The 26,104-nt window shown below is 63.8% G+C and carries 21 protein-coding genes and 1 riboswitch; of the genes, 12 read left to right on the forward strand and 9 right to left on the reverse strand.

What is annotated here, in order from left to right; translation table 11 throughout:
- The first annotated feature begins 176 nt into the window (after positions 1–176).
- Both ACZ889_RS20420 and ACZ889_RS20425 read left to right on the forward strand, forming a co-directional pair.
- Complete coding sequence (locus ACZ889_RS20420; RefSeq protein WP_047603832.1) at positions 177–1,250, forward strand: enoyl-CoA hydratase/isomerase family protein; 1,074 nt, start codon at positions 177–179, stop codon at positions 1,248–1,250.
- A 16-nt stretch (positions 1,251–1,266) separates the two neighbouring features.
- Positions 1,267–2,418 carry an acyl-CoA dehydrogenase family protein gene (locus ACZ889_RS20425; protein WP_003247935.1) on the forward strand — a complete coding sequence of 384 codons (1,152 nt, stop codon included), beginning with the start codon at positions 1,267–1,269 and terminating at the stop codon, positions 2,416–2,418.
- Between the two features lie 101 nt (positions 2,419–2,519).
- On the opposite strand, the gene ACZ889_RS20430 is transcribed toward ACZ889_RS20425, so the two are convergent.
- Positions 2,520–3,452, reverse strand: a complete 933-nt coding sequence (locus tag ACZ889_RS20430; RefSeq protein WP_003247933.1) for a LysR family transcriptional regulator — start codon at positions 3,450–3,452, stop codon at positions 2,520–2,522.
- A 124-nt stretch (positions 3,453–3,576) separates the two neighbouring features.
- On the opposite strand from ACZ889_RS20430, the gene ACZ889_RS20435 reads away from it, so the two are divergent.
- Complete coding sequence (locus tag ACZ889_RS20435) at positions 3,577–3,837, forward strand: DUF2790 domain-containing protein (RefSeq protein ID WP_004577522.1); 261 nt, start codon at positions 3,577–3,579, stop codon at positions 3,835–3,837.
- Between the two features lies 1 nt (position 3,838).
- Here the strand turns inward: ACZ889_RS20435 and ACZ889_RS20440 are convergent, their stop codons facing one another.
- Positions 3,839–4,531 carry a tRNA (adenine(22)-N(1))-methyltransferase gene (locus ACZ889_RS20440; protein WP_004577523.1) on the reverse strand — a complete coding sequence of 231 codons (693 nt, stop codon included), beginning with the start codon at positions 4,529–4,531 and terminating at the stop codon, positions 3,839–3,841.
- 136 nt (positions 4,532–4,667) lie between these two features.
- On the opposite strand from ACZ889_RS20440, the gene ACZ889_RS20445 reads away from it, so the two are divergent.
- Together ACZ889_RS20445 and ACZ889_RS20450 are read left to right on the forward strand one after the other, a co-directional pair.
- Positions 4,668–5,048 carry a RidA family protein gene (locus ACZ889_RS20445; protein ID WP_004577524.1) on the forward strand — a complete coding sequence of 127 codons (381 nt, stop codon included), beginning with the start codon at positions 4,668–4,670 and terminating at the stop codon, positions 5,046–5,048.
- Positions 5,049–5,262: 214 nt separating this feature from the next.
- On the forward strand, positions 5,263–7,263 hold the full coding sequence (locus ACZ889_RS20450) for a peptidase U32 family protein (RefSeq protein ID WP_004577525.1): 2,001 nt from the start codon (positions 5,263–5,265) through the stop codon (positions 7,261–7,263).
- Positions 7,264–7,845: 582 nt separating this feature from the next.
- Here ACZ889_RS20450 and ACZ889_RS20455 read toward each other — a convergent pair.
- Positions 7,846–9,171 (reverse strand): sigma-54 dependent transcriptional regulator, encoded by a 1,326-nt coding sequence (locus ACZ889_RS20455; RefSeq protein WP_003247925.1) that lies wholly within the window; start codon positions 9,169–9,171, stop codon positions 7,846–7,848.
- 341 nt (positions 9,172–9,512) lie between these two features.
- Here ACZ889_RS20455 and ACZ889_RS20460 point away from each other — a divergent pair, with 341 nt between their 5' ends.
- The gene (locus ACZ889_RS20460) at positions 9,513–9,779 is read left to right on the forward strand and encodes a hypothetical protein (protein WP_003247923.1); all 267 of its coding nucleotides are present in this window, start codon (positions 9,513–9,515) and stop codon (positions 9,777–9,779) included.
- A gap of 106 nt (positions 9,780–9,885) precedes the next feature.
- On the opposite strand, the gene ACZ889_RS20465 is transcribed toward ACZ889_RS20460, so the two are convergent.
- The 4 genes from ACZ889_RS20465 to cobW form a co-directional block, all read right to left on the reverse strand.
- Positions 9,886–10,476 (reverse strand): vWA domain-containing protein, encoded by a 591-nt coding sequence (locus tag ACZ889_RS20465; RefSeq protein ID WP_012052138.1) that lies wholly within the window; start codon positions 10,474–10,476, stop codon positions 9,886–9,888.
- A gap of 77 nt (positions 10,477–10,553) precedes the next feature.
- Positions 10,554–11,567 (reverse strand): magnesium chelatase ATPase subunit I, encoded by a 1,014-nt coding sequence (locus ACZ889_RS20470; protein WP_180689850.1) that lies wholly within the window; start codon positions 11,565–11,567, stop codon positions 10,554–10,556.
- Position 11,568: 1 nt separating this feature from the next.
- Entirely contained in the window at positions 11,569–15,330 is a 3,762-nt protein-coding gene (gene cobN / locus ACZ889_RS20475) for a cobaltochelatase subunit CobN (RefSeq protein ID WP_476257757.1), read from the reverse strand.
- Positions 15,331–15,333: 3 nt separating this feature from the next.
- Positions 15,334–16,401, reverse strand: coding sequence for a cobalamin biosynthesis protein CobW (cobW, locus tag ACZ889_RS20480; protein ID WP_004577133.1), 1,068 nt, complete (start codon positions 16,399–16,401; stop codon positions 15,334–15,336).
- 100 nt (positions 16,402–16,501) lie between these two features.
- Positions 16,502–16,718, reverse strand: a riboswitch (cobalamin riboswitch).
- 101 nt (positions 16,719–16,819) lie between these two features.
- Here cobW and ACZ889_RS20485 point away from each other — a divergent pair.
- The 3 genes from ACZ889_RS20485 to ACZ889_RS20495 all read left to right on the forward strand — a co-directional run bounded on the left by ACZ889_RS20485 (position 16,820) and on the right by ACZ889_RS20495 (position 18,718).
- Positions 16,820–17,197 carry a glyoxalase superfamily protein gene (locus ACZ889_RS20485; protein WP_180689847.1) on the forward strand — a complete coding sequence of 126 codons (378 nt, stop codon included), beginning with the start codon at positions 16,820–16,822 and terminating at the stop codon, positions 17,195–17,197.
- The gene (locus tag ACZ889_RS20490; RefSeq protein WP_476257758.1) at positions 17,194–17,553 is read left to right on the forward strand and encodes a hypothetical protein; all 360 of its coding nucleotides are present in this window, start codon (positions 17,194–17,196) and stop codon (positions 17,551–17,553) included. Before ACZ889_RS20485 ends, ACZ889_RS20490 begins: the two co-directional genes overlap by 4 nt.
- Positions 17,554–17,698: 145 nt before the next feature.
- Positions 17,699–18,718 (forward strand): branched-chain amino acid aminotransferase, encoded by a 1,020-nt coding sequence (locus ACZ889_RS20495; RefSeq protein ID WP_003247906.1) that lies wholly within the window; start codon positions 17,699–17,701, stop codon positions 18,716–18,718.
- A gap of 618 nt (positions 18,719–19,336) precedes the next feature.
- Here ACZ889_RS20495 and ACZ889_RS20500 read toward each other — a convergent pair.
- Positions 19,337–19,765: a multidrug/biocide efflux PACE transporter gene (locus ACZ889_RS20500; RefSeq protein ID WP_004577017.1), complete on the reverse strand. Its 429-nt coding sequence runs from the start codon at positions 19,763–19,765 to the stop codon at positions 19,337–19,339.
- A gap of 92 nt (positions 19,766–19,857) precedes the next feature.
- On the opposite strand from ACZ889_RS20500, the gene ACZ889_RS20505 reads away from it, so the two are divergent.
- The gene (locus tag ACZ889_RS20505) at positions 19,858–20,712 is read left to right on the forward strand and encodes a LysR family transcriptional regulator (RefSeq protein ID WP_143493737.1); all 855 of its coding nucleotides are present in this window, start codon (positions 19,858–19,860) and stop codon (positions 20,710–20,712) included.
- A gap of 81 nt (positions 20,713–20,793) precedes the next feature.
- Here ACZ889_RS20505 and ACZ889_RS20510 read toward each other — a convergent pair whose 3' ends face one another.
- A complete protein-coding gene (locus ACZ889_RS20510) occupies positions 20,794–21,858 on the reverse strand; it encodes an RHS repeat-associated core domain-containing protein (RefSeq protein ID WP_476257759.1) in 1,065 nt (354 codons plus the stop codon).
- 292 nt (positions 21,859–22,150) lie between these two features.
- Here ACZ889_RS20510 and capB point away from each other — a divergent pair, with 292 nt between their 5' ends.
- Positions 22,151–23,896, forward strand: a complete 1,746-nt coding sequence (capB, locus tag ACZ889_RS20515; protein WP_180689845.1) for a caprolactamase subunit beta — start codon at positions 22,151–22,153, stop codon at positions 23,894–23,896.
- A gap of 13 nt (positions 23,897–23,909) precedes the next feature.
- Entirely contained in the window at positions 23,910–25,994 is a 2,085-nt protein-coding gene (gene capA, locus ACZ889_RS20520; RefSeq protein ID WP_476257760.1) for a caprolactamase subunit alpha, read from the forward strand.
- Positions 25,995–26,104 lie beyond the last annotated feature (110 nt).

Here is a 26,104-nt window from a genome sequence, read left to right on the forward strand (position 1 = left end):
CCGTGGGGGCAAAGGCTGCTCCACAGGCGCGCGCTAACCTCACACAAGGTAAAAACGCACGGTACCCTTGCACAATTGTCGATTGTGCAAGGCAAATTCGCATGCCAGGATCCTGCGATCCTCCAGCGAACTCCAGACTTCACTTGGAAAATCAATAACAAAGCAGGGAGAACGCAATGACTGCACACGCTCATACCCCGGCAGCAACCGACCATGTATTGGCCGAGGTCCGCAACCAGATCGGCCACCTGACCCTGAACCGCCCAGCCGGTCTCAATGCCCTGACCCTGGACATGGTGCGCAGCCTGCGTCAGCACCTGGACCAGTGGGCCGACAACCCGCAGGTACGCGCCGTGGTCCTGCGCGGCGAAGGCCCCAAGGGGTTCTGTGCCGGTGGCGATATCCGCTCGCTGTACGACAGTTTCAAGGCCGGCGACACGCTGCATGAAACCTTTTTCGTCGAAGAGTACGCCCTCGACCTGGTCATCCACCGCTACCGCAAGCCAATACTGGTGGTGATGGACGGCTTCACCCTCGGGGGCGGCATGGGCCTGGCCCAGGGCTGCGACCTGCGCGTGGTCACCGAGCGCAGCCGGCTGGGCATGCCCGAGGTCGGCATCGGCTACTTCCCGGACGTGGGCGGCAGCTACTTCCTCTCGCGCATCCCCGGCGAGCTGGGCATCTACCTGGGTGTCAGCGGTGCCCAGATCCAGGCGGCCGACGCCTTGTATTGCGGCCTGGCCGACTGGTACCTGGCCAGCGATCAGCTCGCTGCCCTCGACCGGGGCCTCGACCAGCTCGACTTCAGCGACCACCCGCTCAAGGACCTGCAAAACCTGCTGGCCAGGCTCGGCACCCAGGCACTGGATGATGCGCCACTGGAAAAGCTGCGCCCGGCCATCGACCACTTCTTCGCCCTGCCCGACCTGCCAGCCATCGTCGAGCAACTGCGTGCGGTGAGCCTCGGCGACAGCCACGCCTGGGCGGTGGCCACCGCCGATCAGCTGGAAACCCGCTCGCCTCTGGCCATGGCGGTTACGCTGGAGATGCTGCGCCGGGGGCGCGAGCTGGGCATTGACGACTGCTTTGCCATGGAACTGCACCTGGACCGCCAGTGGTTCCAGCACGGCGACATCATCGAAGGCGTGCGTGCCCTGATCATCGACAAGGACAAGCAGCCCCGCTGGAACCCGCCGACCCTGGCCGCGCTGCAAGGCCAGCGGGTCGAACAATTCTTCGAAGGCTTGTGAGCCCGGGAGTACACAGATGCAAGACCTCGAACTGAGCGAAGAACAGATCATGATCCGCGACATGGCCCGGGACTTTGCCCGTGGCGAAATCGCACCCCATGCCCAGGCTTGGGAAAAGGCCGGCTGGATCGATGATGGCGTGGTGCGCAAGATGGGCGAACTGGGCCTGTTGGGCATGGTGGTGCCCGAGGACTTCGGCGGCAGCTACACCGACTATGTCGCCTATGCCCTGGCCGTGGAAGAGATCGCCGCCGGCTGCGGCGCCACCGGGGCGATGATGAGCATCCACAACTCGGTAGGTTGCGGCCCGCTGCTGGCCTACGGCACCGCCGACCAGCAACAGCAGTGGCTGCCACGCCTGGCCAGCGGCGAGGTAATTGGCTGCTTCTGCCTGACCGAGCCACAGGCCGGCTCCGAGGCGCACAACCTGCGCACCCGCGCCGAGCTGGTGGATGGCCAGTGGGTCATCAACGGTGCCAAGCAGTTCGTCAGCAATGCCCGCCGTGCCGGCCTGGCGATCGTCTTCGCAGTGACCGACCCGGAGCTGGGCAAGAAAGGCCTGTCGGCGTTCCTGGTGCCCACCGACAACCCTGGGTTCAAGGTTGATCGCAGTGAGCACAAGATGGGCATTCGCGCCTCCGATACCTGCGCAGTGACTTTCGACAACTGCCGCATTCCTGCCGCCAATATCCTCGGTGAGCGTGGCAAGGGCCTGGCCATTGCCCTGTCCAACCTCGAAGGCGGCCGTATCGGCATTGCCGCCCAGGCCTTGGGCATCGCCCGCGCCGCATTCGAAGCGGCGCTGGTCTACTCGCGTGACCGCATACAGTTTGGCAAGCCGATCAACGAACACCAGAGCATTGCCAACCTGCTGGCCGACATGCAGGTGCAGGTGAACGCCGCACGTTTGCTGATCCTGCACGCCGCCCGCCTGCGCAGCGCCGGCAAGCCGTGCCTGTCGGAAGCGTCACAGGCCAAGCTGTTCGCTTCGGAGATGGCCGAGCGGGTGTGCTCGATGGCCATCCAGGTGCATGGTGGGTACGGCTATCTGGAAGATTACCCGGTGGAGCGCTACTACCGGGATGCGCGGATTACCCAGATCTATGAAGGGTCGAGCGAGATCCAGCGCATGCTGATTGCTCGGGAATTGAAAAACTATCCGCTGTAACGCAAAGGCAACGCGGTTCTTGGGGGCGCGGGCGACGCTGTGGCTGGCACCGGCTTTGCCGGTGTTCGCGGGCGCGCCCGCTCCCACAGGACCCTCTCGCCTCAGCGCCAATACCGCGCGTCATCCACCACCCTGGCATGCCCCTCGAACAGCGCCGGCAACTGCTCCTTGAGGTAGTCGATCCAGGTGCGCACCTTGGCGTCCAGGTAGTGGCGTGACGGATACATCGCATACAGCGCACTCTCCCTCAACCGATACGGTGCCAATAACCGGCGCAAGCGCCCCTGCTCGATCGCCTCGCTGGCGGTGTAGAACGGCAGCAGGCCAATGCCCATGCCCAGCTCGCTGGCCACCAGCATGGCGTCGGCAACGTTGGTGGAAAAACTGTCATTCGGCGCAATCACGCACTGGTCAACCCCTTGCGGGAACACCCAGTCGCCTTCGTACATCGGGTAAGCCATGCGCAGGCAGCGATGGCCGTGCAAGTCTTCGGGGCGCTCCGGTACACCGTGGGTATCCAGGTAACCGGGGGCCGCGCAGGGGATGCTGAAAATGTTGCCCAGCGGCACAGCGATCAGCTGCGAATCCGGCAGCGCACCGTCCACGGTGATCACCACGTCATGCCCTTCTGCCAGCGGGTCGGGGTTGCGCTGCGACAGCGTCAGCTCGATCACCACTTCCGGGTATAGCGTGTTGTAGCCGGCCACCAGCGGCATCAGCAACAGCCCCATGCCGTGCGGGCAGTGCAAACGCAGATGGCCGCGAGGCGTGAGGTGCGCCCCTCGCGCTTCGCCCACGGCTTCTTCGGTCAGCAGCATGATCTGCCGTGCACGCTCCAGAAACCGCTCACCCGCCTCGCTCATGCGCAAGCGCCGGGTGGTGCGGTGCAGCAGGCGGGTCTGCAGCTGGTTCTCCAGCTCGGCAACGATGCGCGAAACCTGCGCTGCAGAAATATCCAGAGCATTGGCAGCTGCAGCGAAGCTGCCACATTCCACCACACGGGTGAAGGTACGCATGGCATGCAGCATGTCCATGAAGGTGTGCTCCTTTCTTTGTCTTATTCTTGCGTTACAGGCAGGAATCTATCACGGTTTAGCCCATTTATTGTGGATGACCAATGAATAGATCATTAGCCATCCATTAAAAAAGGAGCCTGTCATGAAACGCTCGATCACTGTCCTTGCCATTGCCGCTGCCTTCGCCTCGTTCGGTGCTTTTGCCGATGCCGGCAACAACCAGCCAGTCAGCAGCCAATATGAATACGGCATGCCGCTGGACGTGGCCAAGGTCATCTCCATCACACCGGCCAGCAACGCCGCCGACTGCCAGGTAGGCACCGCACACATGGTGTACGTCGACCATCAGGGCCAGAAGCGCGAAATCGACTACCGGGAAATGGGCAACTGCTCGCAGCAGTGAGTCAGGCCAGCACCTGGGTGATCCAGCCCACCTGCTGATTGAAATCGTCGATCTTCGCCTGAGGCACCGCATCGCGGGCCCGCTGGAAATTGGCCAGGGTCTGCTGCTTCTGCCGCAGCATGCGCCGCCACTTGACCACAAACGCCTCGCTTTTTTCCTGCATCAACACGGGGCCGAAGTACAGCTGTTCAGCGCTATACACCCCCCTGCCCGGCTCAGCGACGATGATCTCGTAATCGAAGCGGTTTTCCCGCAGCAGCTCTTCGCTGACGATCTGGTAACCATTGCCCGCCAGCCACTGGCGCAGTTCGCGCTCACCGCCATTGGGTTGCAGTACCAGGCGCGTGACGCCGCCAAGGCGCTGCTTGCCGGCCTCGAGGATCTCGCACATGGTGTCCCCGCCCATCCCGCAGATGCTCACCACCGAGATACGGTCTTGCGGCTCTACCGCTGCCAGCCCATCGGCCAGGCGCACGGTTACCTGCGCTTGCAGGCCGTTTCTGCGCACATTGCGCTGGGCCGAGGCGAACGGCGTCTGCGCCACTTCACCCGCTACAGCGGCCTCGAGCACGCCACGCAGCATCAAGGCGACCGGCAGGTAGCCGTGGTCCGAGCCAATGTCGGCCAGGCGCGCCCCCTGCGGTACATGGGCGGCCACGCGCTCCAGGCGCCTGGACAAAGTCTGTTCGTTCAACGTAAACCTCTGGTTTTGCAATCGCCCGCGATTCTGACGGCGAACGCCGCGCATTTCAAACGCCGAGGCACCCTCGACCGGGCTGGTGTGCTCGCGTAGGCTTGCCGTTTTCCTTCCGTTGCAAGGCAGACACACCATGGCACATGCAGACATCATCTACACCCCGGACCCGGACGCCGAGTCGATTTCCTCGGACGTTGCCGAGTACAACGGCGTGCTGGTCACCACGCAAATCCCGACCCACGCCGACGGCAGCCTGGAACTGGGCGGCATCGTCGAGCAGAGCGAATGCACCCTGCAGGCGCTGAAAGTGGCCCTGGAGAAGGCCGGTAGCGGTATGGACCGCGTGCTGCACCTGACCATCTACCTGACCGACATGGCCGACCGCGCGGCGTTCAACGAGGTGTACCAGCGCTTCTTCAGCAAGCCCTGGCCGGTGCGTGCGGCGGTGGGTGTGGCTTCGCTGGCCTTTGAAGGCATGCGCGTGGAAGTGACGGCGATGGCTGCCAAGCGCTGAGCTGCGCTTGTGGGGGTGCGCAGCGCCCCCAACATCGTTGACTGACCGCAAAATCGCCGGGGCCGCTCTGCGGCCCTTTCGCGACGCAAGGCCGCTCCCACAGTTGCGCGTACCCGCAGCCAATCCCGCACCTCTCGGCACCCCAATGATGCCGCCAGCCCGTTTCACCGCTACAATGCCCGCCTAAACCGTGACAGCCCGAAAATATAACGACATGTCCCTTCCAAAGAATCACCTGGAACTGCTCAGCCCTGCCCGTGACGTGGCCATCGCCCGTGAAGCGATCCTGCACGGCGCTGACGCCATCTATATCGGCGGCCCGAGCTTCGGCGCGCGCCATAACGCCTGCAACGAAGTCAGCGATATCGCCGAGCTGGTCGAGTTCGCCCATCGCTACCATGCACGCGTGTTCACCACCATCAACACCATCCTCCACGACAACGAGCTGGAACCGGCGCGCAAGCTGATTCACCAGCTGTACGATGCCGGCGTTGACGCGCTGATCGTGCAGGACCTTGGGGTGATGGAGCTGGACATCCCGCCAATCGAGCTGCATGCCAGCACCCAGACCGACATCCGCACCCTGGAACGGGCCAAGTTCCTCGACCAGGCCGGGTTCTCGCAACTGGTACTGGCGCGGGAGCTGAACCTGCAGCAAATCCGCGCCATCGCCGCCGAAACCGATGCCGCCATCGAGTTCTTCATCCACGGCGCGCTGTGCGTGGCGTTCTCTGGCCAATGCAACATTTCCCATGCGCAGACCGGCCGCAGCGCCAACCGTGGTGATTGCTCGCAAGCCTGCCGCCTGCCCTACACGCTGAAAGATGACCAGGGCCGCGTGGTTGCGTTCGAGAAACACCTGCTGTCGATGAAGGACAACAACCAGACCGCCAACCTGGCTGACCTGGTCGATGCCGGCGTGCGCTCGTTCAAGATCGAGGGCCGCTACAAGGACATGGGCTATGTGAAGAACATCACCGCCCATTACCGCAAAGAGCTCGACGCCATCCTTGAAGACCGCCCTCAGTACGCCCGCGCGTCCAGCGGCCGTACCCAACACTTCTTCCTGCCCGACCCGGATAAAACCTTCCACCGCGGCAGCACCGATTACTTCGTGACCGACCGCAAGGTCGATATCGGCGCCTTCGACTCGCCAACCTTCACCGGCCTGCCGGTGGGCGTAGTGGAAAAGGTTGGCAAGCGTGACATGCAAGTGGTCACCGACGTACCGCTGACCAACGGCGACGGCCTCAATGTGCTGGTCAAGCGCGAAGTGGTGGGCTTCCGCGCCAACATCGCCGAACCACGTGGCGAGTTCGAAGAAGACGGCCAGAAGCGCTACCGCTATCGCGTCGAACCCAACGAAATGCCCGAAGGCCTGCACAAGCTGCGGCCCAACCACCCGCTGTCGCGCAACCTCGACCACAATTGGCAACAGGCCCTGCAACGCACCTCCTCCGAACGCCGGGTCGGCGTGGAGTGGCACGCGGTCCTGCGCGAGCAGCGCCTGATGCTTACCCTCAGCAGTGAAGAAGGCGTGAGCGTGCAGGTGGCCCTGGACGGCCCATTCGGCGTAGCCAACAAGCCTCAGCAGGCACTGGAGCAGTTGCACGACCTGCTCGGTCAACTGGGCACCACCCTGTACCACGCCGACCGCATCGAACTGGATGCCCCGCAGGCGTACTTCATTCCCAACTCGCAGCTCAAGGCCCTGCGCCGCGAAGCCATCGAGGCACTGACTGCAGCACGCGTGCAGGCGCATCCGCGTGGCGGGCGCAAGGCCGAGACCACGCCACCGCCGGTGTACCCCGAGTCGCACCTGTCGTTCCTGGCCAACGTATACAACCAGAAGGCCCGCGACTTCTACCACCGCCACGGTGTGCAACTGATCGATGCGGCCTATGAAGCGCATGAAGAACACGGCGAAGTGCCGGTGATGATCACCAAGCACTGCCTGCGCTTCTCCTTCAACCTGTGCCCCAAGCAGGCCAAGGGCGTGACCGGCGTGCGTACCAAGGTGGCACCGATGCAGCTGATTCAGGGTGACGAAGTGCTGACCCTGAAGTTCGACTGCAAGCCGTGCGAGATGCATGTGATCGGCAAGATGAAGAGCCACATCATCGACCTGCCGACCCCGGGCAGCGCGGTGGCCCAGGTGGTGGGGCATATCAGCCCCGAAGACTTGCTCAAGACCATCCCGCGCGGACCGCACTGAGTTCGCCGGGCAGGGCCTCTTCGCTACACGGGCTTGTGGTTTTGGTGGTTCCCTGTAGGAGCGGCTTTAGCCGCGAATACGGTAGCCGCGACAACGGTGAACGGCAGGTGGAAATTGGCCAGCAGGCCCGGCCCTTTCGCGGGTAAACCCGCTCCTACGCAGGCTTGTGGTTCCCCGGTAGGAGCGGGTTTACCCGCGAATACGGTAGCCGCGACAACGGTGAACGGCGGGTGGACATTGGCTAGCAGGCCCGGCCCTTTCGCGGGTAAACCCGCTCCTACGCAGGCTTGTGGTTCCCCGGTAGGAGCGGGTTTACCCGCGAATACGGTAGCCGCGACAACGGTGAACGGCGGGTGGACATTGGCCAGCAGGCCCGGCCCTTTCGCGGGTAAACCCGCTCCTACGCAGGCTTGTGGTTTCCCGGTAGGAGCGGCTTTAGCCGCGAATACGGTAGCCGCGACAATGGTGAACGGCGGGTGGAAATTGGCCAGCAGGCCCGGCCCTTTCGCGGGTGAACCCGCTCCTACACGGGCTTGTGTAAGAGCGGCTTCAAAGAACGGCGCAAGCGTACCTCAGCGCCGCTCAGCGTATCTGGTGCTTGTGCAGTAACCGATAGAACGTCGGCCGTGAAATGCCCAGCACCTTGGCCGCCACGCTCAGGTTATCGCTGTGCCGGTTGAGCACATCGCACAGCGCCTGGCGCTCGGCGCGCTGCTTGTATTCTTCCAGCGTGCCCAGCGGCTGTTGTTCCGGGTCGAGCAGCTGCAACCCCAGGTCCTGCGCCTCGATCTGCCGCCCTTCGGCCAGCACCAACCCGCGGCGCACGCGGTTGGCCAGCTCGCGCACATTGCCCGGCCAGTCATGCCGCCCCATCGCCGCCAGGGCATGGTCGCTGAACGACCGTGGCCGACGCCCGGTCTCCACACTGTAGAAATGGGCAAAATGGTTGGCCAGCATCGACAGGTCACCATGCCGGTCGCGCAACGGCGCGGTCACCACCTGCAAGACGTTCAGGCGGTAATACAGGTCTTCGCGGAAACGCCCTTGCTCGATGGCCCGCTCGAGGTCCACATGGGTGGCCGCCAGCACCCTTACATCCACCGGTATGGGCTGGCTGCCACCCACCCGCTCGATGTGCTTCTCCTGCAAAAAACGCAGCAAGTTGGCCTGCAACTCCAACGGCAGGTCGCCGATTTCATCGAGGAACAACGTGCCGCCGTCGGCCGCTTCGATACGCCCGGTCTTGCGCTGGTGGGCACCGGTAAAGGCGCCCTTCTCATGGCCGAACAGTTCGGACTGGATCAAGTGCTCGGGGATCGCCCCGCAGTTGATCGCGATGAACGGCTGCTCGCTGCGTTGCGACTGGCGGTGCAAGGTGCGCGCCACCAGCTCTTTGCCGGTGCCGCTCTCCCCGCGGATCAGCACAGGCGATTCGGTGGGTGCCAGTTTACCCAGCAACTTGCGCAACTCGCGGATAGGCCGGCTTTCGCCGAGCAACTCATGGGTTGCCTCATCGACCTTGATGGCCCCCTTGCCGCGCAAGCGCGCCATGCCGAAGGCCCGGCCCAGGGTTACCTGCACGCGGGAGACGTCGAACGGCAGGGTATGGAAGTCGAAAAACCACTCACACACAAAATCACCGAACGCCGGCATGCGCAACTGATCGGCGCTGAGCACGGCAATCCATTCGGTGTTGCTGCGCTTGATCATGTCCTTGACCGCGTCCGGGTGCCTCAGGTGCGAAGCCTGCAAGCGCAATAGCCCGACATCGCACGTGTGGTCCAGCGCAGCCCCGAGCATACAGCTGTCCACATCCCAGCCTGCGTTGCGCAGGCCAGGTAACAAGCGGTGGCAATCGTCGCAGGGGTCGACGATAAGCAAACGGCGTTGAGCGGCAGGCTGCTGCATGACCGATCCTTGGCGCCAGTTTTTGGTTTTTTGAAGTAAAACAGCAAGTTGTGGCGCCCGTTTAACAGTAGCAACGAAGTTGACGGTTCCCAGTACCGTCTGTCTGCCGAATCATTTTTTTACAAACCGCCACGGGAATTTTCGCACTTTATCGACATCACATGGCGGCGCCGGCAAGAACAGCGTCGACCCTGAAAAAAAATTTACAGCCAATGTGTGACTTACCCACGAACAACGAGCATCAGTAGACATAACCCCGCGCTGCACTTCGCGATCAATGAGGCGACTTTGAAGCAACGCGGACTTCACTTCGATGTTTGGGACCATAGAGAGACCGAACCATGAATGCCCCGCTCCGTGTCAACGAAGCACTGCTGATTGCCGACCACGCCTTCGAACCTTTCCAGTGCGTAGCCTGGGATGCACCCAACGGTACTGGTGAACTGAGCCTGGCAGTGATCGACCGGACCAGCACCCGCATCGGCGCCAAGCAAGTGTCGTCGCGCATCTACTCCGACCCGGCCCAGTGGGCCAGCCTGATCGAAGAAGTGCGCGCCGAATTGTGTGAAAAGGGCTACGACCTGCAACCGTGGTCGATGCCGAAGTAATATTGGCCAGCACAACAAGTGCGTGCATGGTCACGCACTTGTACAACTTCTCTGTTGCTGTTGTGGCAACTTTCCCAATTGCGACAACGTGTCGCAACCTGCCAGTTCAATCCACCACCTTGAATTGTTGCAAGTGCTGGTAATCAGCCTGCAATTGTTCTGCCAGACGCTGAGCGCGTCCCAGGCGCACGGGCGCCAGTTCCATATCGACCAACAACGTGGCGCATGGCATCGGCTGCACGGTATTGCTGTGCTGCAGGCGACCGTCGGTGAACACCAGGCAACGCAAGGCCTCTTGCGGATGGGCTCGCTGCCGCGCCTGTAGCCAGTGCCGCGCCTGTTCCAGTGCGGCGATCAGCGGCGTGCCCCCACCTGCCCCCAAGGCCTGCAGCCAGGGTTGCAAGGCAGCGGATGCCTTCAGCCCGTGGCGCTGCCACTGTGGCGTGCGCCCGCTGGCAGTCAGCAGGGCCAGGCGGGCGCGTTGTCGATAGGCTTGGTCGAACAATGCCGCCAGCAGCCCTTTGGTCTGTGCCAGCGCCTGATGGCGCCGGGTTGAAGCCGAGGCATCGACGATCACCAGCCACAATTCTGCCGGCCTGCCTTGGCGCTGCTGCCAGCACAGGTCCTGTCGCTGGCGTGGCCGCCCTTTGAGCAAGGTCGGCAGCCAGGCTACCCGGCCGGCCGCCGCATTTCGCACGAGGCCACGGCGGGTACCGTTCTGCTTGCCTATGCCCGTTCTGGCATCCGCCCCGTTGGCTGGTGGCTGGGGGATGCTCAGGGCTTTTTTGCCCAGTTCGGCACCTCGCGGCGGGCGCCGCTGGCTACCGGCTGTGCCGGTAATGCCCCCCAGTCGCCCTGCCCACCCTGTTCGCCCGGGTTGCCGGCGCCGGGCTGCTGGTCAGGCGGCTGTGGCGCCGACGGCGGGTTGGCCTGGGGCGTCATACGGCGGCGATGGCGCAAGGCGAATTCGGCCACCGCCTCGACATCCACTTCTTCGATAGCTGCAGCCCCACGCCAGGCACAGTGGGCGCGCGCAGCGCGCAGCCACACCAGGTCGGCGCGCAGGCCGTCCACGCCGGCGGCGTAGCAGCGCTCGGTAATCCAGGCAAGCGCCTGGTCATCCAGGGCAATGTCGGCCAAGGCCTGGCGCGCCGCGTGGCAGCGCTCGCGCAGTTGCGCCTGGGCCTGGGCCCAGTGTGCGCAGAACGCCTGAGGGTCACTGTCGAAGGCCAGACGGCGGCGAATGATCTGCTGCCGGGCCTCGGGCTCCGGCAAGCCCTCCAGCGCCACGTTCAAGCCAAAACGGTCGAGCAACTGCGGGCGCAGTTCGCCCTCTTCCGGGTTCATGGTGCCGATCAGTACGAAGCGGGCGCTGTGCCGATGCGAGATACCGTCACGTTCGATACGGTTTGTGCCGCTGGCAGCCACGTCAAGCAACAGATCGACCAAGGTGTCGGGCAGCAGGTTGACTTCATCGACATACAGCACACCGCCGTCGGCCTGGGCCAGCACGCCCGGGGAAAACTGCGCCTTGCCCTGCCCCAGCGCGGCATCCAGGTCGAGGGTGCCGACCAACCGCTCTTCACTGGCGCCCAATGGCAAGGTGACGAACGGGCCTTCGCCAAGCAGGTCGGCCAGGCCACGGGCCAGGGTGCTCTTGGCCATGCCACGCGGCCCTTCGATCAACACACCACCGATCCTGGGGTCGATAGCGGTCAGGCACAGCGCCAGCTTGAGGTCGTCTGCACCGACCACGGCCGCCAGCGGAAATTGTACGGGTTCACTCATTTCAAGCCTGTTCCTCGCCATCGAGCAGTTGGTCCTCAAGGGCTTCGCGGTAGTCGCCCGGCGCCTGCCACAAGCCGCGCTGCTGGGCCTCCAGCAGGCGCTCGGTGAGGTCGCGCAGGGCCTCGGGGTTGTGCTCGCGCATGAAATCGCGGGTCGCCGGGTCGAGCACATAGGCATCGGCCAGCCCCTGGTAATGATGGTCGTCGATCAGGTGCGTGGTGGCGTCGAAGGCGAACAGGTTGTCGACTGTCGCGGCCATCTCGAAGGCACCCTTGTAGCCGTGACGCTTGACCCCGTCGATCCACTTGGGATTGAGCGCACGCGCGCGGATCACCCGGTTCAGCTCTTCCTTGAGGGTACGGATGCGCGGTCGGTCGGCCTGGCTGTGGTCGCCATGGTAGCTGGCCACCACCGCCCCGGACAGGGTTTCCGAGGCCGCCAGCATGCCGCCCTGGAACTGGTAGTAATCGTTGGAATCGAGCAGGTCGTGCTCGTGGTTGTCCTGGTTCTGCAGCACCGCCTGCACCTTGGCCAGGCGCTGGGCGAACTGGGCGCGGGCCGGGGTGCCGTCGTCGCTGCCGCCGTAGGCATAGCCGCCGTGGTTGAGGTAGACCTCTGCCAGGTCATCGCGGCTGTGCCACAAGCGCCCGTCGATGGCGTTCTGCACCCCGGCACCGTAAGCGCCGGGTTTGGCACCGAACACCCGCCAGCCAGCCTGACGTGCAGCCTGCTCGGCATCCACGCCTTGAGCCTGCAGCGCGGCCCGCTCGCTGCGCACGCGGGCTGCCAGGGGGTTGAGGTCGTCCGGCTCGTCCAGCGCGGCCACGGCCTGCACGGCGGCGTCGAACAGGCGGATCAGGTTACCGAAGGCATCGCGGAAGAAGCCGGAAACGCGCAAGGTCACATCCACCCGGGGACGGTCGAGCAGGCTCAACGGCAAGATTTCGAAGTCGTCGACGCGCTGGCTGCCGGTGGCCCAGACAGGCCGCACGCCCATCAGCGCCATGGCCTGCGCAATGTCGTCGCCGCCGGTGCGCATGGTCGCCGTGCCCCACACCGACAGGCCGAGCTGACGCAAGTGATCGCCGTGGTCCTGCAGATGGCGCTCGAGGATCAGGCTGGCCGAGGCGAAGCCCAGGCGCCAGGCTGTGGTGGTGGGCAGGTTGCGCACGTCCACAGTATAGAAGTTGCGGCCGGTGGGCAGCACATCGAGGCGCCCTCGGCTAGGCGCACCACTGGGGCCGGCGGGCACGAAGCGCCCGGCCAGTGCCGCCAGCAGGCCATGCATTTCAGCCGTGCCGCAGGCGTCCAGGCTGGGTGCGACCGCTTCACGCAGGGCCTGCACTACAGCGTGCACCGGTTGCCACTCACTCAGGTCGGGTAACTGTGCTGTGCCTTCCAGCGCCTGCCCGATCACCTGCAGTGCCAACAGCTCAAGGCGCTCGCGGGTGTCGCCACAGGTGCGCCAAGGTTCATTGCTCATGGCCTGCAGCTGTTCAGGGCGTATGCCCTGCCACGGCTGCCCAAGGTCGCAGTCGAGCGGGTCCCAGCCCGGCACCAGTGCTTTGGCCAAAGCCCGCAGCAGGCTGGCATTACCGCCACGGCCGTCGCCACGCTCGACCCGCAACAACGCCAGCAGCGTATCCAGGCGTAGCCGCCCCTCAGGTGACTGACCAAACACGTGCAGGCCATCGCGAATCTGCGACTCCTTCAGGTCGCACAGGTAGGTATCCAGGCGCGGCAGCCAGAGCGCCGCATCGTCCAGTTGCCCTTCCAGTTGCAACTCACGGTCGATGTGGTTGGCCTTGACCAGCTCGAGGATGTCACGCTGCAACTCGCGGGCACGTCGAGGGTCGAGCAACTGCGCTTCATAGAACTCGTCGGCCAGTTGTTCCAGGTGGCGTAGCGGGCCATAGGTTTCGGCACGGGTCAGCGGCGGCATCAGGTGGTCAATGATCACCGCCTGGGTGCGGCGCTTGGCCTGGGCACCCTCGCCCGGGTCATTGACGATGAACGGGTAGATGTTCGGCAGCGGACCCAGCAGCGCGTCCGGCCAGCACTGCGCCGACAGCCCGACGCCTTTGCCGGGCAGCCATTCGAGGTTGCCATGCTTGCCGACGTGGATCACCGCATCGGCGGCAAATGCGTGACGCAACCAGAAGTGAAATGCCAGGTAGCCGTGCGGCGGCACCAGGTCAGGGTCGTGATACACCGCGCTAGGGTCCACCTGGTAGCCCCGCGCCGGCTGGATACCGACGAAGGTCAAGCCAAAGCGCAGGCCGGCAACCATCAGCCGGCCGCTGCGGTACATCGGATCCTGTTCGGGCGGCCCCCAGCGTTCCAGCACTGCCTGGCGGTTGGCCTGCGGCAGGCGCTCGAAGGCCACCTGGTAATCGGCCAGGCTCAGGCTCTGGGCACAGGGACGCTGGTCGAGATGGTCGAGGTCGTTGGTCACGCCACCGAGCAGCTGGTGGATCAGTTGCGTACCGCTGCCCGGCAACTCGGCCAGCGGATAGCCTTCGGCCTGCAGCGCCTTGAGGATGTTGAGTGCGGCAGCGGGCGTGTCCAGGCCGACGCCATTACCAATGCGGCCATCCCGGGTCGGGTAGTTGGCCAGCACCAATGCCACGCGCTTCTGGGCATTGGGCAGGCGGGCCAGCTCGACCCAGCGGCGGGCCAGCTCGGCGACAAAGTCCATGCGCTCGGGGTGGGCGCGGTAGCAGACAACGTCGGACTGGCTGCGCTCGCTGCGCCAGGCCATGTCCTTGAAGCTGACCGGGCGCGTGATGATGCGCCCGTCCAGCTCCGGCAATGCAATGTGCATGGCCAGGTCGCGCGCGCCCAGGCCCTGCTCGCTGGCTTCCCAGCCTGGCTGGTTGTCCTGCGCGCAGATTGCCTGAAGCACCGGGATGTCGCGGCGAAACGGGCGCAGGTTGGGGCGCTCGGGGCTGGACAAGGCGAAACCGGTGGTATTGACCAGCACTTCGGCGCCGACCTCGTCCAGCCAGGCTTCGACCTGTTCCAGGCAGGCGCTTTCCTTGAGGCTGGCCACGGCGATCGGCAACGGGTTCAGGCCGGCAGCCTGCAGGCGCTGGCAGAACACGTCGATGAACGCGGTATTGGCCGCTTGCAGGTGCGAACGGTAGAACAGCAACGGCGCCACTGGCTGCTCGGGGTGCCAGTGCGGGTACCAGTCCTCGAGTGTCGCGCTGCCCTTGGCGGGGTGATAGACCGCCGTGCGCGGCAAAGGCTGCGGCTCGTCCCAGGCATAGTCGCGGCCCAGCCATTGGCTGGCCAGGCAGTTGAACAGGTTGATGGCGTTGGCCTTGCCGCCCTGGCGCAGGTAATGCCAAAGCCGCTCGGCCTGCTCACCGCGGACGTTGCCCAGACTGGTCAGCTCCGGGTCCGGACGGTCATCGCCCGGCACCAGAATCAGCTGCACGCCACGGGCGGCCAGCTCGACCAGTTGTTCGACACCATAGCGCCAGTAACCAACGCCACCGTGCAGCGACACCAGGATGACCTTGGCGTGGCGCAGCACCTGGTCGACATACAGGTCGACCGAGGCATGGTTCTGCACCTGCATCGGGTTGGCCAGGCGCAGGCTGGGAAAGTCTTCGGGCAATTGCTCGGCGGTGTCGGCGAGCAAGGCCAGGTGTGAATCGCCGCTGCAGAGAATCACCAGCTCGGCGGGTGTCTGGCCGAGGTCGGCAATGCTGTCATCCGGTACGAAACCACCGGGCTGGGTCCGCAGCAGGTGCATGGGTCAGGCGCCCAGTGCCTGGCGCAGGCGCGCTTCCAGCTGGGCAGCATCGAGGTCCTGGCCGATCAGCACCAGGCGGGTGATGCGCGGCTCATCGGCGCGCCAGGCGCGGTCGAAGTGCTTGTCGAAACGGGTGCCCACGCCTTGTACCAGCAGGCGCATCGGCTTGCCCGGGATGGCGGCGAAGCCTTTGGCGCGCAGGATACCGAACTCCACCACCAGCAGGGTCAGCGCATCGAGCAGCAGGCTTTCGTCGGCTTCTGGCAGGTCGATGGAGATGGAGTCGAAAGCGTCGTGGTCATGATCGTCATGATCGTCGCCGTCGTGGTGCGAATCGTGGTGGGTTCGGCGGCCATCGATATGCGCCTCGGACTCGGCACCCACGCCCAGCAGCACCTCCAGTGGCAGCTTGCCGCTGCTGGCCTCGATCACTTTCACCGCCGGCGGCAGTTCTTCGGCCACCTCGGCACGCACCTTGGCCAGGCCTTCGGCGTCGATCAGGTCGGCCTTGTTCAACACCACCAGGTCGGCGCTGGCCAACTGGTCAGCAAACAGCTCATGCAGGGGCGATTCATGGTCCAGGTTAGGGTCGAGCTTGCGCTGGGCATCGACCTGGTCCGGGTAGGCAGCAAAGGTGCCAGCGGCCACGGCCGGGCTGTCGACCACGGTGATGACCGCATCGACGGTGCAGGCGTTACGGATTTCCGGCCACTGGAACGCTTGTACCAATGGCTTGGGCAGGGCCAGGCCGCTGGTTTCGATGAGGATGTGGTCGAGGTCGCCACGGCGGGCCACCAGCTCGCGCATCACCGGGAAGAACTCTTCCTGCACGGTGCAGCACAGGCAGCCGTTGGCCAGCTCGTAGACGCGGCCGCTGGCTTCTTCCTCGGTGCAACCGATGCTGCACTGCTTGAGGATTTCACCATCGATGCCCAGTTCGCCGAATTCGTTGACGATGACCGCAATGCGGCGCCCTTGGGCGTTGTCGAGCATGTGGCGCAGCAAGGTGGTCTTGCCCGAGCCGAGGAAGCCGGTGACGATGGTGACGGGGAGCTTGGCCAGTGTTTTCATGTCGCATTGCCCTTGGCAGTGTGGCGCGGGCATGCAGGACGACAGCCGCAGGCCAGGCCGGCCGGGCTTGTTCGCCACCGGATCACCCCGCCCGGTTGAAAGTCGAAAACGTGACGAGGCAGGTCTCCTGGCTTGCACCGTTCCATGTCCCCGTTCAGTCGAACAGCGGGCTGGCGGGATGACGCCTTCCCGCGCGCTGGCGCAGTGGCTGTGTCGATCCGTTGTCGGTGCTTACAGTTGCGGGGGCAGCCGCGGCTTGTACCGCGTTCCCGTCTTAGCTTCGGCCAGGCCGAAGAACCTCGAAGTGGGCAAGGCTACGCAGTGGCTGGCGGGTGGTCAACCATTGCTGCGGGGCCGGTCGACAACGCTGGGCGCAAGTGCGCTACAGTGGCGCCTTATCCACGGTCAAGGACGCACCATGCCCCTCGCCCCCGCCATACCTGTACTGCGCATATTCTCGATCGACAAGGCCAAGGAGTTCTACCTCGATTTCCTGGGTTTCAGCCTGGACTGGGAGCACCGCTTCAGCCCGGACTTGCCGTTGTACATGCAGATCCACCGTGATGGCCTGATCCTGCACCTTTCAGAGCACCATGGCGATGCCTGCCCTGGCTCGACCGTGTTCGCCCGCCTCGACGACCTGCACGCGCTGGAGTGTGAATTGCAGGGTAAACAGTACGGTTTCGCCCGGCCTGAGGCCGAGCGCCTGGATTGGGGCCTGCAGATGCAGGTGTGGGACCCGTTCGGCAACCGCCTGCGCTTTTGCCAACAGATCGATGACGAGGCCAACCCGTGAAGGCATTGGGCAAACGCGAAATGGGCCGCCTGGAGCGGGAGTTGGTCGCGTGCCTGACCGATGCCTGCGAAGCCGCCAAGGCGGAGATTGTCGGCTTCAGTTGGCTTACCCATCGCCTCGACCCCGAGGACTTTCCGGGCAGCCTGCGTATTACCTGGGTATTCGAGCAAGAGGCCGATAAAGCCGCTGCAGTGGCGGGCGACGCAAAGGCACGTATGCTGGCACTGACCTGCCAGGCATTGGACCACGCTGGAATACAGCTGGACCATCCCGCTTGGCATGTACGCTATGACAGCGAAGAGGCCTGTGCACGGGTGCATGGCGGGGACTGGGGAAAACGCCTGCGGGGGCATTGACCCTGCGGTTTGACGATAGTATCGCTTCGCAGCCTATCAATTCGTGACTGGCCGTTCCCGATCCGCCAAGGATGGTTTAAGGTGGCATGGTGCGCATATAACAGCAGCCCGAGCGATCGGGCACTTGCAAGACAATGAGGGTGTCATGAGCAACGAAAGCATTAATTGGGACAAGCTGGGTTTCGACTACATCAAGACCGACAAACGCTACCTGTCCGTATGGCGCAATGGCGAGTGGGACAAGGGCACCCTGACCGAAGACAACGTACTGCACATCAGTGAAGGCTCCACGGCCCTGCACTACGGCCAGCAGTGCTTCGAAGGCCTGAAGGCCTACCGTTGCAAGGACGGCTCGATCAACCTGTTCCGCCCGGACCAGAACGCGGCCCGCATGCAGCGCAGCTGCGCACGCCTGCTGATGCCGCACGTGCCGACCGATGTGTTCATCGAAGCGTGCAAGCAAGTGGTCAAGGCGAATGAAAAGTTCGTGCCACCGCACGGCAAAGGCGCCCTGTACCTGCGCCCGTTCGTGATCGGCACCGGCGACAACATTGGCGTGCGCACCGCCCCCGAGTTCATCTTCTCGGTGTTCGCCATCCCGGTTGGTTCGTATTTCAAGGGCGGCATGAAGCCGCACAACTTCCAGATTTCCAGCTTCGACCGTGCAGCCCCGCAGGGCACCGGCGCGGCCAAGGTCGGTGGCAACTACGCTGCCAGCCTGCAGCCGGGCGCTGAAGCGAAGAAGGCCAACTTCGCCGACGCCATCTACCTCGACCCGCTGACCCACACCAAGATCGAGGAAGTCGGTTCGGCCAACTTCTTCGGCATCACCGCCAACAACGAGTTCGTCACCCCGAAATCGGCCTCGGTACTGCCAGGCATCACCCGCCTCTCGCTGATGGAACTGGCGCAATCGCGTCTGGGCCTGACCGTGATCGAAGGCGATGTCGAGATCAGCAAGCTGGACCGCTTCGTCGAAGCCGGTGCCTGCGGCACCGCAGCCGTGATCACCCCGATCGGCGGCATCGAGTACAACGGCAAGCTGCACGTGTTCCACGACCTGGAAAAGGTCGGCCCGGTTACCCAGAAGCTCTACAACGAGCTGACCGGTATCCAGAGCGGCGATGTAGAGGCACCGGCAGGCTGGATCGTCAAGGTCGCCTGAGGCGCATCAGCTGTATGAAAACGGGGCATGCCAGCGATGGCATGCCCCGTTTTTCATGGGTTTATACGGTCACCTTGAGCGGTTGTACCCGCAAAGCAGGCGACGCGGGGCATGGCACCGGCTGCGCCCAACCACCCACATGTGTCCACCACCGTGGTAGGAGCGGGTTTACCCGCGAATACGGTAGCGGCGGCGACGGTGAACGGCGTGTAGAGATTGGCCAGCAGGCCCGGCCCTTTCGCGGGTAATCCCGCTCCTACGACGGCCTGTGTCCAACCCACGAGGTGTGTCCACCACCGTGGTAGGAGCGGGTTTATCCGCGAATACGGTAGCGGCAGCGACGGTGAACGGCGGGTGGAAATTGGCCAGCAGGGCCGGCCCTTTCGCGGGTAAACCCGCTCCTACGACGGCCTGTGTCCAACCCACGATGTGTGTCCACCACCGTGGTAGGAGCGGGTTTACCCGCGAATACGGTGGCGGCGGCGACGGTGAGCGGCGTGTAGAGATTGGCCAGCAGGCCCGGCCCTTTCGCGGGTGAACCCGCTCCTACACGACGGCCTGCGCCCAACCACCGACCTGTGCCCACCCCCGATCAGTGAACCGCGCCATGTAGCAGAATCATGCCAGGTGCCGCTGCACCAGCAGGTGCCGGGCTTTGTCGAACGCCCAGTTGTACACCACGGTGTAGGGCAGGATGATCACGAAGAAGCCCAGCTCCACCATGAACGCCTGCAGCAGCGAAATCTCCAGCATCCAAGCCGCCACCGGCAGGCACCACACCACCAGGCCGGCTTCGAAGCCAAGACCGTGCACGAAACGCGTACTGGCCTTCCAGTTGATGCGTTCGGTTTGCACCCAGCGATCGACCAGTGCGTTGTAGACCATGTTCCACAGCATGGCGATCACCGACAGGGTCACCGCCAGCGCGCCTGCCGTTGCCAACGACTTGCCCATGATCCAGGACAGCAGCGGCGCACACAGCAGTACCGCAAAAACTTCATAGCCAACGGCGTGGACCAGGCGTTCGGTGAAAGACACGTTTTTCATTGCAAATTCCATCCATTGCGTGAGTCGTGCTTCCCATTTTCTTTGATAGAACTGATACTCGCGATATAGCTACCATCGGTTTTATCAATACCATGCGTTACTCTCCCGAAGCTCTGGTCGCCTTTACCGAAGCCGCCTCCCTAGGATCGTTTTCTGCGGCGGCGCGCAAGCTGCGCAAAAGCCAGTCCACAGTCAGCATCGCCATCGCCAATTTCGAGGCCGATATCGGCTGCCCGCTGTTTGATCGCGGTGGCCGCCACCCCACGCTGAACGAAGCGGGCCGACAGGTGCTAAGCCATGTCGAAGCGATCCTGGACGCCAGCGCCCAGCTCGATGCCCTGGCGGTCAGGCTGGCGCAAAACGTCGAGGCGCTGGTCTCGGTGGTGATGTCGGACAGCTACAGCGTCACCTTCCAGGGCGCCGTGATGGCCCGCTTCGCCCAGCAGTACCCGCACACCGAATTGCGCTGCGGCCCGGCGGAAGACGCTGATGTGATCGATATGATCCAGCAGGGCCTGGCCCACGTCGGCATTTTGGCCACTCAGCCTAGCTACCCCGCCGACGTTGCCGTGGCGCGCTTGCCCGAGCAGGCGGAGTTCGGTGTGTATGTGGCCAGCGAGCATCCGTTGGCGGGGCTGAAAACGGCGCAAACGCAACACCTTGAAAACGCGCGGCAGCTGTACATCAAGACCTACGCCCCCAGCCTGCACCGCGGCCGCGGCCAAGCCTGGTCGGCACCGGATTACCTCACCCTGCTGGAATTTGCCGTGCGCGGGTTTGGCTGGGCCGAACTGCCCAGGGCGCTGGTGGCGCGGTTTGGCAACGAACTGGTGGAATTGCAGATAGCGGGTTACCCGCGCCGGGTGGATATGGATGTGGCGTGGTCAAGCCGGCGGGCGCTTGGGCCGGCGGGGCAATGGCTGGTGCGGCAGATGCTGGGGGAGTAGGCTTCGTGCAGCCGCTTTGCCGAAGGTATAATTCCTCCCCAACAAACAAGATAGTTTAATTTTGACGGCCAGCCTTCATCTTCATTTCCGATTTTCAAGGACTTTCATTAAACCACGCCGGACATTTTGGGCCTCCTTGCGACTGAAGAACCATGGGCTATTCATAAGAGTGCTATGCAAATTCCCGCCGTTAGCCAAAACATCTATTGCAATGGCGCGCACTTCTCTAGATGTATCAACATCAAAACCCGAGATGCTCCTAGTTGCTTCATAGTTATATTTTTCGAGTATGGCAACATCACCGGCATCCATAGGCAGACGTCGGTATTCACTCGGATCTCCCAGTACGCCTACTGCTGGCACCGCTGATTGCGCGCCCCGTGAAACAGCAGAACTTGCACCAGCCACGTGCAGACCTTGAGCAGAGTTTGATGCCTGGCCGCTTTGTACGGGGGAGCCAGGGGTAGTCCAACCCGGTTGGCTATTCAGTGTCTCCTGCACTATTCTTTCTTCGCTCGCTGACGACAGTCTTCTCCGCTTTCCACCAGCGGCACTCCAGCCAGGTTGGCTATTCAGTACCTCAAGCACTATGCTTTCTTCGCTCGCTGACGACAGCCTTCTCCGATTCCCACCAGCGGCACTCCAGCCAGGCGACATTCTCCCCGTGGGGCTGGGCGACCTCAATATGCGGCCATGCCCACTGGGATCAGCGTAATTGATCGGATCACCCGTACAGTAGGCGTAACAGTTCAAACCACCCACAGTAAAGGGACTTAGGCTGTCTGGACTCTGAAAGCGCATCAAGACAGAATTATAGGCACGGTAGCCATTACCGAGTAAATACAGGTGACTCACCAGCAAGTGCCCATTGAATGCAGGACGCTGCGGAGGAATCTCACCGTGGCTGTGTAAGCCATACACATTGTAGGTAACCGACTCTGTCTGCGCCTGAGTGTTCACTCGTACCACTGAGTCCCCTAAGTCCGCAGCCAGTAACGCTGACTGGGTTGTTTCTTTCGTTAGCCTGGTTTCTGCCAGAGCACATGATTGAGCTCTCAGGTACACCACGGCAATACTGTCGGACAACGCGACATGAACCCTTTCGTGCTGCATGAAAAAGCGCATTGTGTTCATCGAGTTGGTCATGTTCTGGCTCCGGTCTGTTCACTTCGAAGGTTTACGCACTGAAGCAGATTGAGCAACTGCTAAAAATGATAGGTCACTGCCGTGTCGAAACGGCTCAAGATCAATTTTCCTGCACGATAGCCGGGGCTGCTTTACGCCCAGGTTTGCAGCTCAACCCCAAGAGTGCGCCCAGACACAACAACCGGTACACCCAGCGACAAGCCTTCCCCCCACCCTGCCCCTTAGCCTGTCACCACGCGCCGCCCCGCTGCGGCACGCACCCAAAAAGCACAAGAACAAACGTTGGTGACCTATGCAGACAGTAGATCCGATCACCCTTGCGGTTGTCCGGGGTGCGCTGGAGACAGCGCAACGCGAAATGACCCTGACCCTGGAAAAGACCGGGCGCTCCAGTGTGTTCAACCTGGCACACGACTATTCCAACTCGCTGTTCGACCACTTGCCGGAAATGATCCTGCAGGGCCAGGACATTCCCATCCACCTGGGCTCGCTGATACCGGCCATGAAATGCGTGGCCGAGTTCTTCGGCGACAACATCGCCGAAGGCGACGTGATCTACCACAACGACCCCGCCTACAAGGGCAGCCATATTCTCGACTGCTGCATGTACAAACCGGTGTATTACCAAGGCGAACTGGTGTTCTGGACCGTTTGCAAGGGCCACCTGACCGACATCGGCGGCCCGGTGCCGGCGGGCTACAACCCCGATGCCAAGGAGATCTACGCCGAGGGCCTGCGCATTCCACCGGTCAAGCTGTGGGAAAAGGGCAAGCGTCGTGAGGACGTGATCAACTTCATGCTCACCAACATGCGCGCCCGCCCTTATCAGGAAGGTGACCTCAATGCCCAGTATGGCGCCTGCAAGGTCGGCGAGCGGCACTTGCTGGAGCTGCTGGACAAGTACGGCGTGGCACAGGTGCGTGCCTGCATCGCCGAACTGAAGAACATGGCCGACCGACACATGCGGGCGCTGTTGCGCGATGTGCCGGATGGTGACTACAGCGGCACCGCCGTGCTCGAAGATGCCGGCCACGGCCTGGGTGAACTGGCCATCACCGCCCATGTGCAGATCCGTGGCGACCAGGCCCATGTGCGCATCGAAAGCCCGCCGCAGGTGCCGTACTTCATCAATTCCTATGAGGGCAACTCGGTATCCGGGGTGTACCTGGGGCTGATGATGTTCGCCCAGGTGGCGCCGCCTTACAACGAAGGCCTGTATCGCTGCGTAACGGTCGATGTCGGCCCCAGGGGCACGCTGTGCAATGCCGAGGAGCCCGCGCCCCACGTCAATTGCACCACCACGCCAATGGAAACCCTCGCCGATGCCGTGCGCACTGCGCTGGAACAGGCCTCGCCACAGCGGGTAACGGCCTCCTGGGGGCATACCAGCGGCATCAACATTGCCGGCCGCGACCCGCGCAACGGCAATAGCGAGTACGTGACGATGGTGCTGGCCTCGATCATTTCCGGTGCCGGTGCCAACAAGGTAATGGATGGCTGGCACGCCTGCGGCCCGCTGTGCTGCTTCGGGGCGCTGATGAGCGGTGACATCGAGCTGCTCGAACACGCGTATCCGGTGCTGATCCACCGCTACAGCCTGATGGCCGACAGCGGTGGCGCCGGTGAGTTGCGCGGGGGTTCGGGCACCCGCCTGGAGATCGAACCACTGGGCCACGCCATGACCGTGGTCGGCTTCGGCGAGGGCCGCCAGTTGCCCACCGCTGGTGCCGCCGGGGCTCGCAATGCCCTGCTCGAGCCCAAACTGGGCCGGCTGATCCATCGCCACGCCGATGGCCGCGAAGACCACTACACGCAGAACCCCATGCTCACCCTGCAGCCCGGCGAACGCATCATCAACATCAACCCAGGGGGTGGTGGCTACGGCGACCCGCTGCGCCGTCGGGTCGCAGCAGTACTGGAGGACGTGCGCAACGGCTTGGTCTCGCCACAAGGCGCAGCCCTGGAATATGGCGTGGTCCTCGATGCCGATGGCCAACTGGACGAAACAGCCACCCGCCTTGCCCGCGCCCCGCGCTAACCGGAGAACACGCATGCGTAACCAATATCGCCTGGGCGTAGACGCCGGCGGCACTTTCACCGATTTCATCCTGGCCGATCGCGACGGCGGCGTGCAGCTGTTCAAGGCCCCCTCCACGCCGCAGGACGGCACCTTGGCCATTCGCGCTGGCCTGGCACAGATTGCTGACGCCACCGGGCGCAGCCCGGCCGAACTGATCGCCAACTGTGACCTGTGCATCAACGGCACCACCGTGGCCCTCAACGCGCTGATCGAGCGCACCGGGGTCAAGGTGGGCCTGCTGTGCACCGAGGGGCACGAGGACAGCCTGGAAATCCGCCTGGGCCACAAGGAAGAGGGCCACCGCTACGACGCCCACTACCCGCCGGCACACATGCTTGCCCCACGCCACCTGCGCCGCCCGATCGGTGGCCGAATCCTTGGCGATGGCCGTGAGCACAGCCCGCTGGACGAAGCCGCCATCCATGCCGCCATCGACTACTTCCGTGCCGAAGGCGTGCAGGCCGTGGCCATTTCCTTCCTGTGGTCGGTGCGCAACCCCAGCCACGAACAACGGGCCGCCGAACTGGTACGGGCTGCCCTGCCCGAGGTGTTCGTCTGCACCGGCTGCGAGGTGTTCCCGCAGATTCGCGAATACACCCGCACCTCCACCACCGTGGTCAACGCCTACCTCAGCCCGGTAATGGCACGTTACGTGGCGCGCATCGACAGCCTGTTTCAGGCACTTGGCGCACAGCAGCCAGTACGCTACTTCCAGTCCAATGGCGGGTTGGCGCCCGGGCACCTGATGCGTGAGCGCGCCGTCAACGCGATCAACTCCGGTCCGGCCTCAGCGCCACAAGCCGGGCTGGCGGTAGCGAGGCCGTTCGGTATCGACAACGTCATTACCGTGGACATGGGCGGCACCTCGTTCGACATCACCCTGACCAACGCCGGACGCACCAACTTCAGCAAGGACGTGGACTTCCTGCGCCAGCGCATCGGCGTGCCGATGATCCAGGTGGAGACCCTGGGTGCCGGCGGTGGCTCCATCGCCCACCTGGACGAGTTTGGCATGCTCCAGGTCGGACCGCGCAGCGCCGGCGCCATGCCTGGGCCGGTGTGCTACGGCAAGGGTGGCCGCGAACCCACGGTCACCGACGCCAACCTGGCACTTGGCTACCTGCCCGACGGCGCACTGCTGGGCGGCAGTATCCGCCTGAACCGCCAGGCCGCGCTGGACGCCATCCGGAGCAAGGTCGCCGAACCGTTGGGCATCAGTGTGGAACGCGCGGCATTCGGCATCACCACCCTGGTCAACCTGAACATGGTCAACGGCATCCGCCGCGTATCGATCGAGCGCGGTCACGACCCGCGCGACTTCGCCCTGATCGGCGCAGGCGGTGCGGCGGGCATGCACGTGGTGCGCCTGGCCGAAGAAATCGGCATGCACACCGTGCTGATCCCCAAGGTGGCCTCGGGCTTGTGTGCGTTCGGCCAGATCCTGTCCGACGTGCGCTACGACCAGCTCACCAGCCTGTCGATGCGCCTGGACGCCGGGCACGTCGACCTGGCGCAACTCAACCAGGCCCTCGCCGAACTGCGTGAGCAAGGCCTGGCCAACCTGCGCGAAGACGGTTTTGGCGACCAGGCCAGCAGCTGCCACTACACCCTGGAGATGCGCTACCTGGGGCAAATTCATGAGTGCAGTGTGGACCTGCAGCAGCACAGCCTGGACGAGGCAGGGCTGGCCGCGCTGATCAGCCGCTTCCACAGCCGGCACCAGACCCTGTACTCGTACAGCGAACCCGCCAGCCCGGTGGAGCTGGTGAACCTGGAGTGCTCGGTGATCGGCCACCTGCCACGCCCGCCGCAACCCGAGCTGCTGGGGCCGGCCGAGCCCCCGGCCCCCACCGCGCAATCCGTCCGCCCGATGCTGTTCAGTGCCGACGGTGAATGGCAGCCCACACCGGTGTTCAACGGTAACCACCTGTTGCCAGGGCAGACCGTGCATGGCCCCTGTGTGATCGAGGAAGACACCACCAACATTGTCCTGCCACCCGGCTGGCAAGCTCGCCTGGAGCCTTCGGCCACCTACCGAGTGACACGCGGGGGTTGATCTTGCGGTCGGCGCGCGCCGATCATGGGCCTGACAACCGCCCGGCAGTTTTGCGCTGCCGGGCGGTTTTTACAATAACAAGAGCTGCTTGAGTAGCTTGCCTGCAGTTC

Source organism: Pseudomonas sp. TE3895 (genome assembly GCF_056278855.1).

Coding starts and splice junctions, on each gene's coding strand:
- cobN (WP_476257757.1), bottom strand. CDS start 15,330: ATGCACCTGCTGCGGACCCAGCCCGGTGGTTTCGTACCGGATGACAGC.
- cobW (WP_004577133.1), bottom strand. CDS start 16,401: ATGAAAACACTGGCCAAGCTCCCCGTCACCATCGTCACCGGCTTCCTC.
- ACZ889_RS20485 (WP_180689847.1), top strand. CDS start 16,820: ATGCCCCTCGCCCCCGCCATACCTGTACTGCGCATATTCTCGATCGAC.
- ACZ889_RS20460 (WP_003247923.1), top strand. CDS start 9,513: ATGAATGCCCCGCTCCGTGTCAACGAAGCACTGCTGATTGCCGACCAC.
- ACZ889_RS20500 (WP_004577017.1), bottom strand. CDS start 19,765: ATGAAAAACGTGTCTTTCACCGAACGCCTGGTCCACGCCGTTGGCTAT.
- capB (WP_180689845.1), top strand. CDS start 22,151: ATGCAGACAGTAGATCCGATCACCCTTGCGGTTGTCCGGGGTGCGCTG.
- ACZ889_RS20505 (WP_143493737.1), top strand. CDS start 19,858: ATGCGTTACTCTCCCGAAGCTCTGGTCGCCTTTACCGAAGCCGCCTCC.
- ACZ889_RS20510 (WP_476257759.1), bottom strand. CDS start 21,858: ATGACCAACTCGATGAACACAATGCGCTTTTTCATGCAGCACGAAAGG.
- ACZ889_RS20445 (WP_004577524.1), top strand. CDS start 4,668: ATGGCACATGCAGACATCATCTACACCCCGGACCCGGACGCCGAGTCG.
- ACZ889_RS20435 (WP_004577522.1), top strand. CDS start 3,577: ATGAAACGCTCGATCACTGTCCTTGCCATTGCCGCTGCCTTCGCCTCG.
- ACZ889_RS20425 (WP_003247935.1), top strand. CDS start 1,267: ATGCAAGACCTCGAACTGAGCGAAGAACAGATCATGATCCGCGACATG.
- capA (WP_476257760.1), top strand. CDS start 23,910: ATGCGTAACCAATATCGCCTGGGCGTAGACGCCGGCGGCACTTTCACC.
- ACZ889_RS20455 (WP_003247925.1), bottom strand. CDS start 9,171: ATGCAGCAGCCTGCCGCTCAACGCCGTTTGCTTATCGTCGACCCCTGC.
- ACZ889_RS20450 (WP_004577525.1), top strand. CDS start 5,263: ATGTCCCTTCCAAAGAATCACCTGGAACTGCTCAGCCCTGCCCGTGAC.
- ACZ889_RS20420 (WP_047603832.1), top strand. CDS start 177: ATGACTGCACACGCTCATACCCCGGCAGCAACCGACCATGTATTGGCC.
- ACZ889_RS20495 (WP_003247906.1), top strand. CDS start 17,699: ATGAGCAACGAAAGCATTAATTGGGACAAGCTGGGTTTCGACTACATC.
- ACZ889_RS20430 (WP_003247933.1), bottom strand. CDS start 3,452: ATGGACATGCTGCATGCCATGCGTACCTTCACCCGTGTGGTGGAATGT.
- ACZ889_RS20470 (WP_180689850.1), bottom strand. CDS start 11,567: ATGAGTGAACCCGTACAATTTCCGCTGGCGGCCGTGGTCGGTGCAGAC.